The following is an 18,133-nucleotide window of genomic DNA, read 5'->3' as shown; positions in this document are numbered from 1 at the left end:
CTGCAGCAAAATTGAAAAGGGCGCCTAGCATCTCATGTCCAAATTAGCATAGGTTTCACCACGTTTCTGACGTGGTTTCCGTGATATCTGGCAATGCAGTCTCGGGTAATGTGTCACCATCGGTTTGCTTTTCCCGTTGTTGAAGGCAAAAGTAATGTTGATTAATAACCCACTTTTTATTAATCATGGAAATGGAATTGGCCTAATTATATTTGGAACTCCGATAAATTAGTTGTGTATGAACATTCTCTTACTGAGGGTGCTGGGGATTATTATTGGTTTCTCACAGCATATTTTCAAGAAGGCAAGAAAAATTTATTTATCGATTTGTAAGAAATATGGAATCAAGATTAAATTTCACTAATTATTCTATATCTTTATTGAGCACTACTTGATTACGACCTAAATGTTTCGCTTCATAAAGGGCTATATCAGCTTCGTTAACTAATTTATTGATATCGCTATCTGCATTTTTTTGAGCAATTCCGGCGCTAAAGGTAACAGAAAAACGGTCTGTATTCGCAAAAAACTCGTGCGAAAATTGCTTTCTTAACTCATCGATTACTTTCTTACTTTGCTGCGCATTTGTCCCTGGTAATACAATAGCAAATTCTTCACCACCATATCTTCCAACGATATCATTATTGCGAAGGCGAAGCGTTAGTAAAGTCGCCAATTTTTTTATCACTACATCACCAAAAGGGTGGCCATAAGTATCGTTGACCTTTTTAAAGTGATCAATATCTATCATAACTAAAGATAATGCTGTGCTTTTTTGTTTTGCATAATCAAGCTCAAGTTCTAAGCGTTTTAAAAAACTGGAGTGGTTTAGTAATCCTGTTAGGCTATCAGTCGACATATAGTAGTTTAAAACTCCCGCTCTTTGCGAACGGATTTTTACAGCAGATATTAGGTGTGCTGGTGATATAGGTTTGGTAAGAAAATCATCGCCGCCAATGCTTAATGCTGTTAATTGCTTACGTTTATCTTGTTCTGTCGAAAGAAAAATAATAGGTATTTTATTGTATTTACTTTCCTGACGCAGTACTGATGCAAGTTCTAATCCTGTACATTGAGGCATATAGATATCCATTAAAATCAGGTCAGGGCGAAATTTTTCAAGATACTTAAAAATATCCATGGGATTTTTAATTGCATGAGCAACCATGCCGGCTTGTTTTAAAATTAAAGAATAGTATTCTCCAAGAGATTCAGAGTCATCTACTATTAAAATTCGGAAGGGAATGTTCGTTGTAAAACTACACTTTTGATTAATAATTTGAATTAAATAAAATATATCTACTGGTTTTTGAAAAAAAGCTCTACAGCCTGCACGGACAGCTATTAAACGCGGTAATAATTCATAATTAGGTACAATGCAGAATAGTTGTATAAAAGAATTTTGCTTCTTAACTAAATTGATTAGCGATTTTTGATTACGAATACACATTAAAAAATGAGTATTAACTACCAGCGCTATTGGTTGATTTTGCTGCACTTTGGTTTGCAGTTCTTTCAAATCTAATAACACTTCTGCAGAGTAACCTGCTTGCGTAAGCCCTTCATCGAGTTCCTTTGCTAATGAGGGATCCTGCTCTAAAATATATATAGCTTTATTTTCGATTTCTTTTGTTTCTAAAGTTAATTGAAACAAATTCTTAGACGGAGGAAGCTCTAACTTATCTTTTATACTCATTAAAAATTGAGATATAATTTGTTGCTCCTCAGGAGACAGCATAGTATTACCTAATAATTTTTTTAAATAAATTTCTAACTCTCGCGCTGCTTTACTTATTTCTGAATAGCCGTAAGTCCCTGAAGATCCACATAAGCTATGTACTTGACGATGAAAAGTAATAAAATTTTCACTATTAAAGCGTGTGATTAGCTCTTGCCAGTTTTGATTTATTTGCTCAATTTTAGTGGGCAAACTTCTGGAATAGTTTAAAAAAAGTTCTTGTAACCGATTACGTATTTTTTCCATGATATCGGATCCATATTTTATTCAGTTCGTTTGCAAGCTCCATAGGATTAAAAGGCTTGGCAATGACATCCACAACGCCCATTTCTTTATATTCTTCAATTTCTTGTGTTTGGATTTTAGCGGTCATAAAAACAGCTGGTATTGATGAAAAGCTATTTAATTTCCTTAGCTCTTGAAGGGTAGTTGGGCCATCTTTAAAAGGCATCATCACATCAAGAAGAATTAAGTCAGGCGTAAACGTTTGTGCTGCAGATAGAACATCTTGACCATTAGAGCAATATTTTACTTCATAATCACCGATATCCTCTAATGCAATTTGGGCAATTGCTCTAATATCCTCTTCATCTTCAGCATATAATATTTTCTTAAGTTTAGTTGTCATAACCTGATCCTTATCTTTGCTATTCCTTATAGGAGATTAGTTATTGTTTTTAACAATACCTCGTTAGACGACTTGGATTTAACTAATGCTTGGCTAACATATTTAGCATAGTCTTTACTTAGCTCAAAATTTGAAAAAACCAATACCGGGAACTGATACTTCGCCAACCACGGTAAAATTTCCATACCGTTACCATCAGGTAATAATAGATCTAAAATAACTAAGTCATATCTTTTATGCTGTAACATATCTTTTGCCTGACGCAAATTACTTGCAGTAGTCACATTTGCATTCTTATTTAACAAAGTTGAAATAATATGCTGCTGCTCTACATTGTCTTCAATATGAAGAATATTGGGTTTATTCATACCTAAATTTTTAATTCTACGAATTGAATCCAATAGTGCATTGGAGTCGATAGGCTTATCTAACCAATCCACTACACTGATTGCATCACCATTTAATAAGCTACGTCCTGTCTCGGCTATTACAGAGAGAACAATAATTGGAATGTCTTTAGTATTTTGATCAGTCCGAAGCTCACGAATAAAGGATACGCCATCTTGATCGGGTAACACTAAATCCATTAATATGGCATGATATTGATTCAACTCCAGCAGCATTTTCGCCTCTTTAACACTATGCGCTATGTCAGTTTCATAGCTCGCGGACTCTAATAATGCTTGTAAGTAATTGGCTTGATCTTCATCATCTTCGCAAATAAGTAATCTCTGATTATTTTGAGGGCGAATACTCTCTTTGTTAAGAGATAATCCTCTAGGCGTACTTTCAATAAGCGGGAGGTCAAAATAAAACCTAGTGTTTTCTGGGGAACTTGTAAAATTGATCCGTCCTTCGAGTTTTTCTATGATGGCTCTACTAATATTGAGCCCCAATCCTGAGCCACTTTTTCCGCGCGTATCAGAGGAATCTGCTTGAGAGAATTTTTGAAAGATACGTGGTCTAAATTCTAAAGGAATTTCTGAGCCGTAATTGTAGACTGAAACTCGAACCATTTTATCTAATTTTTCAATTGAAATGACAACATCATTCCCCTTGGTTGAAAATTTACAAGCATTGGAAATTAAATTGTTTAATACTTGAATCAGACGATCAGGATCCACATTTACTTTAAATGACTCTGCCAATTCAGTACATTTTATCTTGACATCATATTTCTCAGCGTACATTTTGTTGCTTTCAATGGCTTCATTTACTAAATTTTGTAGATCCTTTTCGACTAATCGAAACTCCATTTTTCCTGCTTCAATTTTTTCGATGTCAAGAATATCATTGATCAATAAAAGTAGTCGCTCACAGTTATTATTTGCTATTTCGAGTAATTTTGTGGCTTTCTCAGGAAAGCTGCCCATAGTACCACTTATGAGTAATCCAAGTGAGCCACGTATGGAAGTAAGGGGGGTACGTAATTCATGGCTAACAATCGAAACAAATTCTTTTTTTAATTTTTCTGTTTTTTTAAGTTCAGTTACATCGTGAATGACTGTTAAAGCACCAATTACTTTTCCGCTTGCATTAAAAATTTCTTGCCCATCAATGATTACATCATTTACTAAGTCGTTTTTAAATTTTATTAGGAAGGGTATTCCTTGGATTTTTTCACCTTTTAACACTCTTTTAAGAGGTATTTTTTCATCCGTAATTAGTTCATTGTTAGATGAATAAAAATTAAAGTATTTAGGCAAATCCTGAACGTATTTACCCACTATATTTGCTGATATTTTCCGATGAAGCACATCATTTACTACCGTTATTTTACCGACCGCGTTACACGCTATAATGCCATCTTCTAAGTTATTTAACATGGCTTTTAAAAAAGCTTTTTCATTACTAATAATTTTTTTATAAGTACTTGTTATAAGTGCCAAAATCAAAATTAAAATGGTGGTTCCTGCAATAAAGAAGGGCATGTAATAGGTGCTAATTATCTCCAAATGTGATTGAGACATTGGGTAGGTCATAAGTGGTGTAAAGACGGCAGCCTCCATGCCAGTGTAATGCATACCGCAAATAGCAATACCCATAATTAATGCACTAACGAGCTTGGTATAAAATTGTCGTCGACTTGTACCTTGATTAGTGCGTAGTGATAACCAAAGGGCTGCTTCGGCAGCAGTAACCGCTATAATAATTGAAAGAATAAATAAACCTGGTAAATAATGAATATTTACATGGGTTTTCATCCCTTCCATGCCCATGTAATGCATGGTGGCTATTGCAAGACCAATTATTACCCCACCAAAAATTAAATGGGCTAATGAATAGTTCTCTTTCTGCAAAATAAACAATGCTAAGGCTGAAGCGAGTACAGCGGCTAACAAGGAAGCTACTGTCCATGTCAATTCAAATTTCATTGGCATCGACATAACATAAGCTAACATGCCAATAAAATGCATAGACCAGATGCCTGCCCCCATTGCGAAAGCACCACCAACTAACCAGAAATATCTGGCTCTCTTTCGATGTTCAGTACGTAAACTACCAACCAAATCTAATGCTACGTAAGAAGCTAAAACAGCGACGATATAAGAGAGGAATACTAATCCCGGAGAATAATATCCATAAATAGCATTAATGGGAATGTCATCTAGCTGAAACCAATGGCTAAGATTCATTTTTTACGTCCTGTATAATGTATACTCCTCATCAGCAACTTAAAGTATTAAAGTGAGTTGCGCCTAAGAACTTCTTTATATTCTAGTAGTAAATAGAAATTTCTTCCCGGTTTATTGTGGAATAAGTAATTCCGAACCCTTTATGAATACTCTTGTGTATTACAATTATTGAATGAAGAGCTGTATTGGTTGAGTTGATTTTTTAGGTGTCAATTATTTGACGAAAGGTTAATGCCTGGAGTCAGGTCTTGATGAATCCGTCAATAGTAAGAACATGCTAAATGAGTTCATGAGCAAGGAAATTTCACCCAACCACATGCTGATAAGCATATTCGAAAGTGCACAAATAATTAATTTTGAAGGACAGAATTATCTTTGTCCTCCAAAATTAATTAAACATCAGAAAAAGCTTTTCTAAAAACAACAAGCAAGTGAAAGTTGAGCTGAAAAATAGCTTATATTTCATATGAGATAAGGTTATTTTCCTCTCTTGGTTTGACTTGTACTTTCACTATAAATTGTTTGCCCAACTTCACCTTCTTTCTTTTCTTGTTTTTGGATGGATTCTTCAGAATGGGATGAATCACAAACAGGGCAGGACGGTTGTTTTGATGAGCACACTTGAGAGCAAAATTTATTAAAGAGACACAAGATAACGCCTGCAGCAAATAAAGCGGCTATTCCAAGACTATCACCAGTGAAGATAGTTAGGCAGGTTGCGATACCCAATAAGATAACTCCTAGGACTTCAAAGCGTAGTGCCCAGAGGCAGTTTGTTTTGGAACATTCCATTTTTTTCATGTTATTTCTCCTATATTTCTTCCATTGATTTTAGTAGGAAAAAACCATCTTGTTTTAATTCTAGCCTATTAGATGATTGTTGTTTTCAAGAAGGGTAAAACATGAAGGACAAAACGATGGAAGATGACATGAAAGAAGAAAGCGTAGGCTTTACAGCAACTATACTTATTACCAGAGCACAAGGGAACTGGTTTTGAATTTTGCATTACGACTGATACAAAATTCAATACTGATCGCCTTTCAGTGCGTGCTGAAAATATGAACCGTTTTAATAGCGATGGACAAATTTGTTTTTTGTTATTTTAACAATATTGAACTATAGCTTATTAATTCAACTTATAGTTCCTAATTACATGCTATAAAAATTATCAAAGAAAGGAGGCTCTGATGCCCTATAAAAAAATCAATGAACTACCTGATAGCGTTAAGGATAACTTGCCTAATCATGCCCAGGAAATTTATAAGGAGGCATATAATAATGCTTGGGATCAGTATGATAAGCCCGAGAAAAGGCAGGGGGAGCGTGACAGGGAAGAGACTGCCCATGCAGTTGCCTGGAGCGCAGTCAAAAACGAATACAAAAAAAACTCTGCTGGTGAATGGGTAAAAAAATAACTGATGAGAGCATTCTCAAATAGAGTGCATATATTTTTATAACTGGACTTATCTATATCCTTCATTTTTTCAGGGGGAGGTCAAAAAGTTGACCAATCACCTTTTTTTATATTCCAATGGACACGCGCACACTCCTCTTAGGAGTTGAATGTGCCTTTGCCTATTCATTAATAAAATCTGTGGCTGCTTGTATCGAGTCACTTAAAGCATATCTAAATTGTAATTTTGGTTCTTTCCCTGACGGCAATTCGAATTTTCGATAATTATTAATTATTAATCACTTAAAAAAAGATGGTTTGGATTGTTTGACCAGAAATAATCTAAATTATGCCACATATTTTGAGATCAAAATGATCCTGCTTGCTATTGGAAAAAATGTCTGAAATATGGCTATAATGGTTGAACGGATGTAATTTATAACAGGGAAGGTCAAAATGAGAAAGATACTTCAATGGTTGGTTGAGTTTCTTGATGCTATTGTTGGTGTTACGGAAGATAAACCCAATAACTGCTATGTAAGTGCTTATGAAGCTCGCGAAAAATATGAAGCCGGATTGATTAGTCTACGCGAGTACAATGAAACTTTTGAACGAAAGGATGTAATGTAAGGAACCCATAATGCCCCTTTGGGGGCGATTTTTAATCTTTTGCTCCGACGATTTTTGACTTAACTCAAAATTAATTTATTAATAGTTTATGGAAAATAAAAGATTAAATTGACGTAATATTCAAATTAACAATATGTCGGACAAGCTCTGGTTCTTGTTGCCGAGCGGGGGGCAATAACTGCAATTGAGAATTACTCATTTCACTATCAATGCTCTGATCAAGTTTTAGGAGATTTTCCAATATGAGTTTTTCTGTTATAGTGCTGTCGTAATTTATTTAAATTGAAGTGGGGTATGAATGGAGTAATTTTTCCATACGTACCAATATCTTACAGCGAAGATGGACAATAGACATAAATGGATTTTAAACGATCAGTAATTTTTGCATTAAGTTTGCCTCTTATTGTTTTCCTGGTAGCTCCTCTTGTTTTTTATTTGGGAAACCATTTTGAATTTACAACTAATCTGGCGGATGTGTTACCGCTGCTAGTATTTATTTGTGTTGGCGTCACAGCAGCTTTACTTGGCTTGTTACTGGTCATTTCCCGGTGGCCGGTGGTGTATGCAATCATTTCAGGAATATTGGTGGGACTTGCATTGTCTGCTTGGGTGCAAAGTCAACTTTTTGCTTGGGACTTTGGTCCGTTAGATGGAAATGGAGTCAACTGGAGCAAATGGAGCATTCAAGCCAATTTAGAATTGCTAGTCTGGTTGTTTCTTGTTAGCGCTGCTATTATTCTTGCTTTTCGATCAAGGAATAAGTTACTTATTTTGGCACAAGGTAGCTTACTGTTAGGAACTCTGTCACTAATTACTGCCTGGGTTAGTTCGGACTACCACTCTAAGAAAAATGATGAGCAAGCTGCTGCAAAGAGTCTTTTCTCCTTCCACGAGAAGAATAATAAGATCCTGATAATTTTGGATAGTTTTCAATCTGACATTTTTAATGAGATAGCACAGAATTGGCCTGAAGAAGTGGCGTTTTTGCGCGGCTTCACTTTTTATCCAAACACCGTTGGTGGCTATCCAACAACAATTGCTTCTTTACCCTTAATTCTGACGGGTCAATTTTACAAAAATGAAATTCCTATGAAGGATTGGATGAAGGCAAACTATAAAGCTTTAAATATAGCTGATTATCATATTGAGAAAGGATATGGAGCCAGTATTATTTCAATCATTGCCAGCAAATATCTTGATGGTATTAAAGCTCAAAAAGCATTCATGCCATCTGTTGGGGATGAAACCTGGGCGGGGATGAGTAAGCAACAATTGCTATTGCTTAATGGAGGTCTATTTCGAATTGCACCAACCAAGCTAAAACCCAAACTTTATAATAAAGACAACTGGCTCTTCCTGAAGCTAACCACTGATGAGACATTACCTCAAGGTCGGAATGGTGATGATTTGCGCTTTTTGAACGCCCTTGAAAAAAATGCCAAAATTAATTCTGATAAGCAGGGTGAGTTCAAATTGTATCATTATGCGGGTACACATGCCCCTTCTCAGGTAAATGAATTGTTTAAATATGAAAAAAACATGCCTCACACAAGAGAGTCTTATGTGCGTCATGCACGAGGAGTATTGCGATTTTTGCGCAGCAACCTTGAACTGCTTCGCAAATTAGGTATTTATGATTCTGCTGAGATTTTGGTTATTGGTGATCACGGCAGGGGATTTTGGCCTGTGGATGGTCATGGTTCTACAGATACGTTAGATGACAATATAACTTTGGAGGCACTCGGTGCAGCGCGCCCGCTTTTTTTATATAAACCAAGCGTGTCGATCGCTCAACTTACTTATTCCAATAAACCGCTTCATTTAGCTGATATTGTATGTATCCTCTCCGGGAATGATGATAAGTTTGCATGTGGAACTGATCGTTTATCAAAATTAGATGAAAAGAAAAAACGTACTTTTCTATTCTATAAATGGAGCCATCCATATTGGAAAAAAGCGTATCTTCCACCAATGGCAGAATATGTTATCTATGGCGATGTAAGAAATATAGCATCATGGAAGAATCTTAATCGAGAATATGCTGCCGGTTCGGTAAAGCAAGTAATTAAATTTGCTGAGTATAAGCTAGGTGTGCCCTTAAGTTTTGCACAGGGAGGCAATGTAGCGAAATTTTTAAAGCAAGGTTGGTCTGGGCAAGAGAGGGAGCATCGATGGACTAATGGTTCTAAAAGCCGGTTAGGCCTATATGTGAAACAATCAAAATCTCAGTCCTTATCATTACGACTCCATGCGAGAGCGTTTCCGACCAAAGATGGAAAGCCACAACAAATCAAAGTTGTAGTCAACGGGCATCAAGTTGCTTCCTGGAGAATGCTCGAACAGGATTGGTTCGACGCGACTATTCCAACAAAAATAATAAGCAATGGATTATTGGATATTACGTTTGTTATCTCCGATCCCACTGCCCCCAGCGAAATAAGTGAATCTCAGGACCATCGGAAACTGGGAATTTTCGCTCAAGAGATAATTATTGATGAAATAAGAAGAGCTTAACATATGAACCACAGTGCAGAAGTTTACAATTATACTCCCCATCAAGCATCATTTCGTGATCCTTCAGGATTTATTTTTACTCATCAAGGCAACATTCACAGACAGGTAAATTTAATTTATCGCCCTCATTATGATCATTTGATGAACTCAGGGTTATACAAGAAACTAACTGATAAAAATTGGCTTGTTCCACATACAGAAATGGAGCCAGATCCATTTTCCGAAGACGCTTACAAGATTTTACGGCCTACGCCGCTTCAGTTCATTTCTTATCCCTATGAGTGGTCATTTAGTCAACTCAAGGATGCAGCGCTACTCACGCTTGATTTACAAGAGCTCTCACTTGAGTATGGTATGACTATCAAGGATGCCTCTGCATACAATCTGCAGTTTGATCAGGGGCGGGTGGTATTCATTGACACACTTTCTTTTGCACTCTATGAGGAAGGTCAACCTTGGGAGGCTTACAGACAATTTTGCCAGCACTTCCTGGCACCTCTAGTTTTAATGGCAAAAAAAGATATAAGGCTGGGGCAGCTCTTGCGAGTTTATATTGATGGTATCCCTCTTGATCTGGCAAGCTCTTTACTGCCAAAGCGTTCCTGGACGAATCCTGGACTGTTAATGCATCTTCATCTGCATGCGAGAATGCAGCAGTTTTATTCTCAAACCAGTAAAGCGAAGCGACGCTCAGGTAACCAACGAGCAGCTCAACTCAGTAAAAAGGGATTTATTGGGCTCTTGCACTCTTTGCGGCACACGATCCAAAAACTTGACTGGAAACCTGTAGGAACAGAATGGGCAGACTACTATCAGGCAACAAATTATTCAGATTCGTCATTTGCAGAAAAGAATAGGGTTGTGAAGCAGTATTTGCAATTGTCCAAGCCGAAAGTAGTGTGGGATCTTGGCGCAAATACAGGACATTTCAGCCGTTTGGCTAATGAAATGGGGGCAACAACAACGCTTGCGTTTGACGTTGATCCAGCAGCAGTGGAAATAAATTATCGCAGGATCAAAGAGCAAGGACATCATTCACCGCTACCACTCTTGCTCGAGTTAACGAATCCAACCCCAAATTTGGGTTGGTCTAATAAGGAACGAGATTCTTTAATTGATCGTGGACCGGCGGATTGCATTATGGCACTGGCATTGATTCATCATCTGGCAATATCAAACAATGTGCCCTTGGATCGTATCGCTGCTTTTTTTGCAGAAATAGGTGAGCAATTAATTATTGAGTTCGTACCAAAATCAGATAGCCAGGTTAAACGGTTGCTACAATCTAGAAAAGATATTTTTGCAAACTATACAAAAGAATATTTTGAAAAGGCCTTTAGTGCTTATTTTTCAATAAGCTGTATTAATGAAGTATCGGGATCCGAACGAATACTTTATTTAATGACAAAAAACAAAGAAATCAAGCCGAATTAAGGAGGATACAACATGAGAAATACTTCAATATTAAGTATATTGACTACATCTGCACTAACATTTTTGTTGTTAAATAGTTCGCCCGCCTATGCTTATTTGGATCCAGGGACTGGAAGTGTGATTTTACAGGGTATTATAGGTGCTATTACTGCTGGTGCAGTAATGCTAAGAATTTATTGGCACCGCTTACTTAGCATTTTAGGTTTTAGAAAGAATGCGGAAAAAGAAGAGATTAAGGAAATAAATACGGATTAACTTAGGGGGAAAGGAGCCGTTTTGTAACTATTTTGAAGCTAAGCTGGCTCCATATCTGCCTACTGTTGAGTCAAAATGACCTCAAGGTATCGTCATTTTTTTATTCAAAAAATTTTTTAATGATCACTATTAAGTAATAATAAATTTGAGATAAATTTCTGTAATTCCCGTTATGCAGGAATTGCACTCTATATAAACAGTGCGTGCATTATAGAATCTATAAAGGTTCAAAGAAGGTGATGATACCTCAGGTCAAAATGCTCGAACCTACTGTCTGATTGTAATTATTTCATAAAAGGAATTAGTGAAGAATGCAACTGCATCCCCAATCTTTATGGATTGATTGTCATGGTATTTCTTCATGTGCATGACAGTGCTTTTCATCTTTTACTTATTTAAGATTAATTAATAATCCATTAATGTAAATAATATACAATATACTCATTAAAATATGAGTGATAGAACATGGTTATTATTGGAGCAGGTCCTAGTGGTCTTTATACAGCAATTCAACTTAAAAAAGCTGGGGTTGAAGACGTTATAGTTTATGATCCACGAGCAGGAGAATATGTTAGACCTGGTCATATAAATTCCACAGTGTTAGAGCGTGCCGAAATTGGTGTGGGCGTCAAATTTAATTTTCCCACTGATAAAACGGCCCATATCAAGGATGTAGAACGTCTTTTATGGAAACATGCTTTATCTTTGGGTATTCCTGTAGAGCAAAAAATATTTGTTGGTTTTAGCCCTGATCCCAAGGGAGTCATTGTTGTTGATAAAGAGGGTAAAGAAGAAAAAATTGCATGTGATTATGTGATGGATTGCACCGGAAGTAAGCGCCTCGTTGTAAATGCAGTGAATGAGTTTAGTCAGGCTCCCATAAAACCCTTTAAAACTTCTTTGGTGACAGAAGATGTTACTGTTCGAAATCACCTGCTGGCTTATGTGAAAATAGATGAACGATCTTTAAAAGTGAGTAATCATGTACAGCCAACCCCTATGAGTATTAGTGGAATTTCGTCCTTAGAGTTTGCTCGAGGGATGGAACGTCTTCGTCAATTTGGTTGGCATGAATTCGCTTTGCCGCGATGTTATAACATGCCTTTTGGGAAAGATAAGGCTTGTTTTTATGTAGAGACACCTGATGATCTTACCCCCGATCAGAAAGAAACATGGCTTCAAGCAGTCTTGGAAACCAGGACAGGGGATGATGGAATCAGCTTTCAATTATTGTCCGATTCAAAAAAATATAAAAATAAACCAAGACTTACTACATTTTCTGTAAATCCAATGGAGCTGAGTCCATTTTCTCATCAAGAGCACGGGTTACCTACCGTAATTACTCAAGGAGATACTCAAATTGACCCCAACTATTTTTTAGCACACGGGATCATCGATTCTTTCGATCGGATTGACCAGATGATTAAAGGAATGAAAATTTCGGGCGGTAAAATAATTTATTTTCAGCAGCAAGATTATGAACATGATGTTCAGCACGATTTAGAAAAACATCGTGAGGCGCTGATTACACATTATAAAGAAAGAAAAGAATATTTTATCGTTTGGCTGCAAAAAGCCAAGGGTTATTATGAAGTAGCTATAGATAGGACAAAGTTACCAGAGGAAAAGTTGCTTTTCGCTGAACGCATAAAAGAAATTGAAGGCCGGATAGCTTATCATAATGCATTAAAAATAGTTCGGGAAAATATTTTGGTTACGCCTAAATTATCAGATTTAATTGAGGCGAAAGAGTGTTTGATGCTTGCCCAGCAAAAATTACCTAGTGTTTCTAAGGAGCGAGAGGACACAAATCAGAAATTAAATCTGCTACTCCCCATGTTCGAAGATGTTGGAAAAAAATTATATCAGGAAGATAATTTTTGTTTAGCATTGAAAGCTTATCAAGAGGCTTTAAATTTATCTCGTATACAAGTGCCCAGAGATGAGACGACAGGTGTGATTCTCCACACAATGATGATTTCATGTTATCGAAAACTACACTTGGGCGATAAGGCTTTATTACAGGCTAGAGAGGCATTAGAAACGTGCTCGCTTGGAACAGAGATCCAGAAAGAAATTATTTTTAATGCAATTAAAGCGGCTATGGAAGGACTGTTATCCAATAAAGAAGAGAACCCAATAGCAGCAAAACAGTCTATACGAATGATTGCTAAGTTCTATTGTCAGTATCAAGAGTTTATTCAACATCACTTGGGACAAGATTTAAATGCAGAACGCTTGGAAATGATATCCATTCTTGGATCCGGTGATTCTCTAAGAGAGCAAGGGGATGTACTTGCTGAACAAGGAAAATTCGAGCTAGCTCTTAATATCTATCAAGATGCCTTACTCATGCATCGTTTATCAAACTATCCTTCCAGCATAGAATGGGCAGGAAATTTATGTGCCAGCATGATGGTAATTTATCGTAAAACAAATCGACTCCCAGAGGGAATTCCATTTGCGAATGAAGTTTTAAAAATTCCAACTTTACCCATTGAAACGAAGAAAAAAATACTATTTAGCGTGATGAAAGGAGGGGTAGATGCAATAAACTTGATCAAAGAAAGGCAGGAAGATATATCCCTCGTGAAAGAACTTCGACAACTTTATATACAACATAAAGAGTTCCTTAAATGTGAGTTGCAAGGGGCATTAAAAGATGAGCTAAATACTTTAGACTCTCTATTTGACACAGTAGTTTCACAAAGTGTGATTAACGCCTATGGTTAAAATAACCCTGGAGAAAATACTTCGATGGTTTATATAAGGCAACGCATGAAGCACGCCAACATTTATAACAATAAGCGGGGTTGTTCCCTCAGGAAAATCAGCTTCACTTAATTCAGTCAGTGTTAATTTTTTCTTGTGTTCGTATCTTTCTTGAATAGTGAGTAAAGTGAATTAATCACCGGGTCTCTAGAGTACTTATGCAGTGCATCTTTAGATAATTCTTTACTTTCAATACTGTCAACATTCAGTTGATACTTGTGGAAGTATGAGATGATCTTTTCTGGCGAGGCAACTTTTTCAGGTTCCAGACAAATTTCTCTAAGCTGGTTTTATTTATTGGCGAATCTGCATCATTACCAAAATTAAAATCAATGCTTCGATAGATATTGCGACTGTATTCAATATCACTAAGCGTCAAATCTGTAAATTGTGCTGTTGTAATATTTAAAATCATAATATTGACTTAAATTATCTTTATTCTATATCGGCATAGGGCATTATAAAAATTACTCAGGCAGTTAATATTGGATCATTATAAGCTACAGAGTGTAGACAGGATGTAAGTGATTAATCTATTCGGATAATTGAAAAAAAAATGATCTCGCTATGATTGACCGTTCCAAGAGTATTTTTTCAAATCAACACGGTTATTGGTAATAACAATACTTTCTTTTTCTAATAGTGCTCTCTGCTGCAAATAGTGCGGGCTCCCGGCAGGAAAAGAAAGTACGCCTCCAGATTTTAGCACGCGATGCCAGGGAAGGTTATGACTCATTGTGCAGGAATGAAGAATCCATCCCACGCCACGTGCTCCTCGTGAATGTCCTGCCAGTCTGGCAATATCCCCATAGGTTACAACCCTACCTTGAGGTATTGATCTAATTAACCTTAGTACCTCTTTTGAAAACTCAGTTTGTATCATCATTTTTAAAGGTCAGTTCATCTATTTTCCACAGTGTACATTGCTTAGGCTAAGGATCCGTCTTTCTACTAAGATAAATGTAGCCTATTGCTTTCAAGCTGGATTTATTAAAAAAAGAGACTTTCTTTTTAATATTCTGATCATAAAAATAGAAAATTGCTTTATAATTATCCATTCGCGCATCATAAGATTCAAACTAGTTAATATTTCGTTAATTTTTTTAACTTAGAATGCCAACATACAATGTGCTGAACTACAGCTATGAAAATTTATAGTAAACAAGAGTTAGGGTTTCAAGAGGTTTATACTCATGAAGATGTTCTCCCGGAGGATATAGAGAGACCTGAGAAAAAACCTTTTATTATCTTAAGCTTACCTAATGATTTCTGCAATATTGATTATCTAATTCAGAATTTTCCTCTATTTAAAAAACTGGGGTACTACGAGGTCACAGATCAGAAACAGGTTTTAACGATTACCAGCAAAAGAAAAGTTGGAATTGTTATTAACGCAATTCTATCAAGCCCTGATTATAATCATGAAAAAAACGATGAGTTACTCCGTAGCCTAATGCTGTTGCAACAAGAACTGACTAAAACAGCAAAAAAGTCTTATCCACCTTATAAAAGTAAAGAGCGTGCCCAATATCATTCTGTCCCTGATGAAATTATAACAGAGACGAATGCGCCAAAACCTTCTCATCATGCTGAGAAAGTTAAAAAAGTTGATAAATCCACTATAGAAATTCTAAAAACAGACGAATCTGGAAGAAGAATTACTGAGATTGAAGCCTTCAATGGTATGTGTTATCGCCTTTTATTAAATGACCGCACCCCCAGAGTTAGAAGTGTACACGATAATCAAGGTAATCGAGTTGGGGTTATTTCCAGAGCGATTGATAATTTTCAATCCTTACATGATTACTATCTAAAACAGAAAAAACAAATTGGTTATCTGCGTTCGCCGCCTCAGTTAGATCTAGTTAAGTCAGGTATTGGCAGAATACTAAGTGCTGCCTATACTGAGGAAGAAAATGATCTGCATGGCGGTAATATTGGCTATGATCCAATCAGTTTAATATCTTCTAAAATTGATCATGATCAGGCAACTTGGCCAATCACATCAAAATACCGAAACAAAAACCCTAGTAAGCCGCTTTACAAGAATGGTGAAAGAGCCTACGGCATAAAACCTAAAGATGCTTTTCCCATAACTCAAAGAGATATTACAAACTTTCCGCATTTAAACGATGCGAAACCTCGTAATTTTCCCGATAAGGCGGATAGCGGCATTTTAAATCTGACTGGGATTGAGAATAATCCTGATTTTATCAAAGATGTTTTTTCGGTTTTTCTTAAAAGAGCTTTATTCGACGAACAAATATATCGAGCCATTGCTAATGAAACAATAGGGAGTCCCAAATTACGAGAAGAATTGGTAACCCACAAAACCCGACGTAGTGCACTTCTAAAAGAAGAACTTATAAAAAACAAAAAATTTTTAAATTTTCTTATCGAAAATCCTGATTTAAAAGATCAGATCATTGGTGAGTTTAGGGAATATAATACTGACCATAATGAAGATAGCCCTTTGCGCCTGGATCTTGAGGATATAGCAAATAAATTTGATATTCTTGTTGAGCAAGCATCAGAACAAATAGAAGCTTCAGAAATGACTGTTGAGCTTTTTGAAACCTATTATAAGCCTGATCAGGATGTCAATGCGTATGACTATCAAGCAGCCGCAATGGATTCATTTCTCCGAAAACAAGAAACAAAAAGACATCTCAAATTAGAGCTTCATGTGAATGAGAATGAAGCTGAATTTATTTTTAATAAACTCAAGAGAAGATGGCTTAGTAATCCAATAAATTTTAAAGCAAATATTATTGAGAGAAATGCAGAAAAAACACTAACGAAAATTTTAGCAGATCTCATTAGACTCGATGGTAAAGTCGGAGTCTTCGGTGGTGAAGTACGTAAACTAAATAAAGAACAGCAAATTAAAATACCCAAAGGTGTGGCTGCTATTTTTGACCTGTATAAAAAACATAAAAGGGGGGAGATTCCTTCTGCAGTTGAAACCTTAGAGGCAATTATTGCACAGGCAGCCATTGCAAATGCTTATCAAGGACATACTTTGTTTAATCACCGCCAGCCTGAAACATCTGATTTTTATAATAATATTGTTACTATTCAGCATAGAATACTTACTGAAGAGGTGAATGATGCAGTAAAAAGCCAAGATCAACTCTACGGCTTTTGCTTATAAAATGTTCCAGAGCCCTCGATAATGATTACCCTAATCCAATGTAATGAAATCTGAGGGTGCCCTGTCAATAAACTGTTTTATCAACTGTTGCCAAAAAGGGCGATACAAAGCATTAAATAGAGGATGTAAATCATCAACGGGAAAACAGGGACCATGATTCACTTCCAGTAACCAAAGCTTACAATTTTCTTCAATCATAAAATCAAAACCAAAACAGGCAATCCGAGGCTGGCTATCTTGCCAAATCGTTGCAAATTGATCTTTCAAGGTCTTTATTATGAGCTGACAAATAGAAATAATGCTTGATTTATAGGGTTGGAAAATTGCCATCTCATCACTTAAGCGTTGAACGACATTAAATCGCTCATCACTTAGATGTTCGTTGGTAAGATGAGACTCCATTTCGCTGAAATTGTTTTCTTGATAAGGTTTTAAGGCAATATTTAAATAGCCGTTGGGAAAGAGTGCTGCTCCTGCATGAGTAGATATAACCAATAATTGCCTAATGGAAAATTTATGACCTGATACTGGTCCCTGGATTAGTAACGGCCTGGCAATATAACGTTGTAGAACCTGGGGGCCTCCCATACGTTGATGCGAGAGAAAATGTGCCTCAAGATCGTTTAAATCATGAAATATATGAATATGTTGGCCGTTATTTAACATGGAGGGTTTTAAGATCCAAGGCGTGTTAGCAAATTGTGAATTATCAATTTTAGCTAATACAGAAGGCCAAATCTGATCATCGATAAAAAAAGTTTCAGGCATCAAATATTCGAGTTTATTTGCTTGTAGAAACGCGGCCAGCAGATGTTTGTATTCCAAGGTTTCGCCAACAACTGGTGGAAACTGAAGCCAGGCTTCATTGACCGACGCCAGAGTAGAAAACCTGCTTGGCTTCCATCCATCGGCTTTCAAAAAGCGTGCTAAATTAGCATGTGTTGGCGAGGCATCTGCTGCTAAATGGAATTTTCTCAT

Annotated in this window: 13 protein-coding genes; 7 read left to right on the top strand and 6 right to left on the bottom strand. The window is 36.4% G+C overall.

The annotated features are described in order from the left end of the window. Positions 1-364 precede the first annotated feature (364 nt). The 4 genes from Lpar_RS15650 to Lpar_RS15635 form a co-directional block, all read right to left on the bottom strand. Entirely contained in the window at positions 365-1,984 is a 1,620-nt protein-coding gene (locus tag Lpar_RS15650) for a diguanylate cyclase (RefSeq protein ID WP_237759430.1), read from the bottom strand. After that, positions 1,968-2,366, bottom strand: coding sequence for a response regulator (locus tag Lpar_RS15645; RefSeq protein WP_058518799.1), 399 nt, complete (start codon positions 2,364-2,366; stop codon positions 1,968-1,970). Before Lpar_RS15645 ends, Lpar_RS15650 begins: the two co-directional genes overlap by 17 nt. A gap of 26 nt (positions 2,367-2,392) precedes the next feature. Then, entirely contained in the window at positions 2,393-5,002 is a 2,610-nt protein-coding gene (locus Lpar_RS15640) for an MHYT domain-containing protein (RefSeq protein WP_058518798.1), read from the bottom strand. 477 nt (positions 5,003-5,479) lie between these two features. Next, positions 5,480-5,803, bottom strand: coding sequence for a hypothetical protein (locus tag Lpar_RS15635; protein WP_058518797.1), 324 nt, complete (start codon positions 5,801-5,803; stop codon positions 5,480-5,482). Between the two features lie 387 nt (positions 5,804-6,190). Between Lpar_RS15635 and Lpar_RS15630 the strand changes: the two genes are divergently transcribed. The 6 genes from Lpar_RS15630 to Lpar_RS15610 all read left to right on the top strand — a co-directional run bounded on the left by Lpar_RS15630 (position 6,191) and on the right by Lpar_RS15610 (position 13,962). Further along, positions 6,191-6,418: a ChaB family protein gene (locus Lpar_RS15630; RefSeq protein ID WP_058518796.1), complete on the top strand. Its 228-nt coding sequence runs from the start codon at positions 6,191-6,193 to the stop codon at positions 6,416-6,418. 434 nt (positions 6,419-6,852) lie between these two features. After that, on the top strand, positions 6,853-7,026 hold the full coding sequence (locus Lpar_RS19040) for a lipase family protein (protein WP_141710100.1): 174 nt from the start codon (positions 6,853-6,855) through the stop codon (positions 7,024-7,026). 357 nt (positions 7,027-7,383) lie between these two features. Then, the gene (locus tag Lpar_RS15625; protein ID WP_058518795.1) at positions 7,384-9,540 is read left to right on the top strand and encodes a sulfatase-like hydrolase/transferase; all 2,157 of its coding nucleotides are present in this window, start codon (positions 7,384-7,386) and stop codon (positions 9,538-9,540) included. A gap of 3 nt (positions 9,541-9,543) precedes the next feature. Further along, entirely contained in the window at positions 9,544-10,974 is a 1,431-nt protein-coding gene (locus tag Lpar_RS15620) for a class I SAM-dependent methyltransferase (protein WP_058518794.1), read from the top strand. Positions 10,975-10,986: 12 nt separating this feature from the next. Continuing rightward, complete coding sequence (locus Lpar_RS15615; RefSeq protein ID WP_058518793.1) at positions 10,987-11,229, top strand: hypothetical protein; 243 nt, start codon at positions 10,987-10,989, stop codon at positions 11,227-11,229. Between the two features lie 465 nt (positions 11,230-11,694). Beyond that, a complete protein-coding gene (locus Lpar_RS15610) occupies positions 11,695-13,962 on the top strand; it encodes an FAD-dependent oxidoreductase (protein WP_058518792.1) in 2,268 nt (755 codons plus the stop codon). A gap of 604 nt (positions 13,963-14,566) precedes the next feature. On the opposite strand, the gene Lpar_RS15600 is transcribed toward Lpar_RS15610, so the two are convergent. Further along, a complete protein-coding gene (locus tag Lpar_RS15600) occupies positions 14,567-14,887 on the bottom strand; it encodes an MGMT family protein (protein WP_082650407.1) in 321 nt (106 codons plus the stop codon). 258 nt (positions 14,888-15,145) lie between these two features. On the opposite strand from Lpar_RS15600, the gene Lpar_RS15595 reads away from it, so the two are divergent. Further along, positions 15,146-17,155, top strand: coding sequence for a hypothetical protein (locus Lpar_RS15595; protein ID WP_058518790.1), 2,010 nt, complete (start codon positions 15,146-15,148; stop codon positions 17,153-17,155). 30 nt (positions 17,156-17,185) lie between these two features. Here the strand turns inward: Lpar_RS15595 and Lpar_RS15590 are convergent, their stop codons facing one another. Then, positions 17,186-18,133, bottom strand: a complete 948-nt coding sequence (locus Lpar_RS15590) for an ATP-grasp domain-containing protein (protein WP_058518789.1) — start codon at positions 18,131-18,133, stop codon at positions 17,186-17,188.

It is taken from the genome of Legionella parisiensis, from assembly GCF_001467945.1.
Classification (GTDB): domain Bacteria; phylum Pseudomonadota; class Gammaproteobacteria; order Legionellales; family Legionellaceae; genus Legionella; species Legionella parisiensis.
The sequence above is the reverse complement of the archived record's forward strand: the minus strand, read 5'-3'. Positions and strand labels throughout refer to the sequence as shown.

Bases quoted from the DNA above. Each gene is read 5' to 3' on its own strand.
- Lpar_RS15650 (WP_237759430.1), bottom strand. From the start codon at position 1,984: ATGGAAAAAATACGTAATCGGTTACAAGAACTTTTTTTAAACTATTCC.
- Lpar_RS15645 (WP_058518799.1), bottom strand. From the start codon at position 2,366: ATGACAACTAAACTTAAGAAAATATTATATGCTGAAGATGAAGAGGAT.
- Lpar_RS15640 (WP_058518798.1), bottom strand. From the start codon at position 5,002: ATGAATCTTAGCCATTGGTTTCAGCTAGATGACATTCCCATTAATGCT.
- Lpar_RS15635 (WP_058518797.1), bottom strand. From the start codon at position 5,803: ATGAAAAAAATGGAATGTTCCAAAACAAACTGCCTCTGGGCACTACGC.
- Lpar_RS15630 (WP_058518796.1), top strand. From the start codon at position 6,191: ATGCCCTATAAAAAAATCAATGAACTACCTGATAGCGTTAAGGATAAC.
- Lpar_RS19040 (WP_141710100.1), top strand. From the start codon at position 6,853: ATGAGAAAGATACTTCAATGGTTGGTTGAGTTTCTTGATGCTATTGTT.
- Lpar_RS15625 (WP_058518795.1), top strand. From the start codon at position 7,384: ATGGATTTTAAACGATCAGTAATTTTTGCATTAAGTTTGCCTCTTATT.
- Lpar_RS15620 (WP_058518794.1), top strand. From the start codon at position 9,544: ATGAACCACAGTGCAGAAGTTTACAATTATACTCCCCATCAAGCATCA.
- Lpar_RS15615 (WP_058518793.1), top strand. From the start codon at position 10,987: ATGAGAAATACTTCAATATTAAGTATATTGACTACATCTGCACTAACA.
- Lpar_RS15610 (WP_058518792.1), top strand. From the start codon at position 11,695: ATGGTTATTATTGGAGCAGGTCCTAGTGGTCTTTATACAGCAATTCAA.
- Lpar_RS15600 (WP_082650407.1), bottom strand. From the start codon at position 14,887: ATGATGATACAAACTGAGTTTTCAAAAGAGGTACTAAGGTTAATTAGA.
- Lpar_RS15595 (WP_058518790.1), top strand. From the start codon at position 15,146: ATGAAAATTTATAGTAAACAAGAGTTAGGGTTTCAAGAGGTTTATACT.
- Lpar_RS15590 (WP_058518789.1), bottom strand. From the start codon at position 18,133: ATGAGAAAATTCCATTTAGCAGCAGATGCCTCGCCAACACATGCTAAT.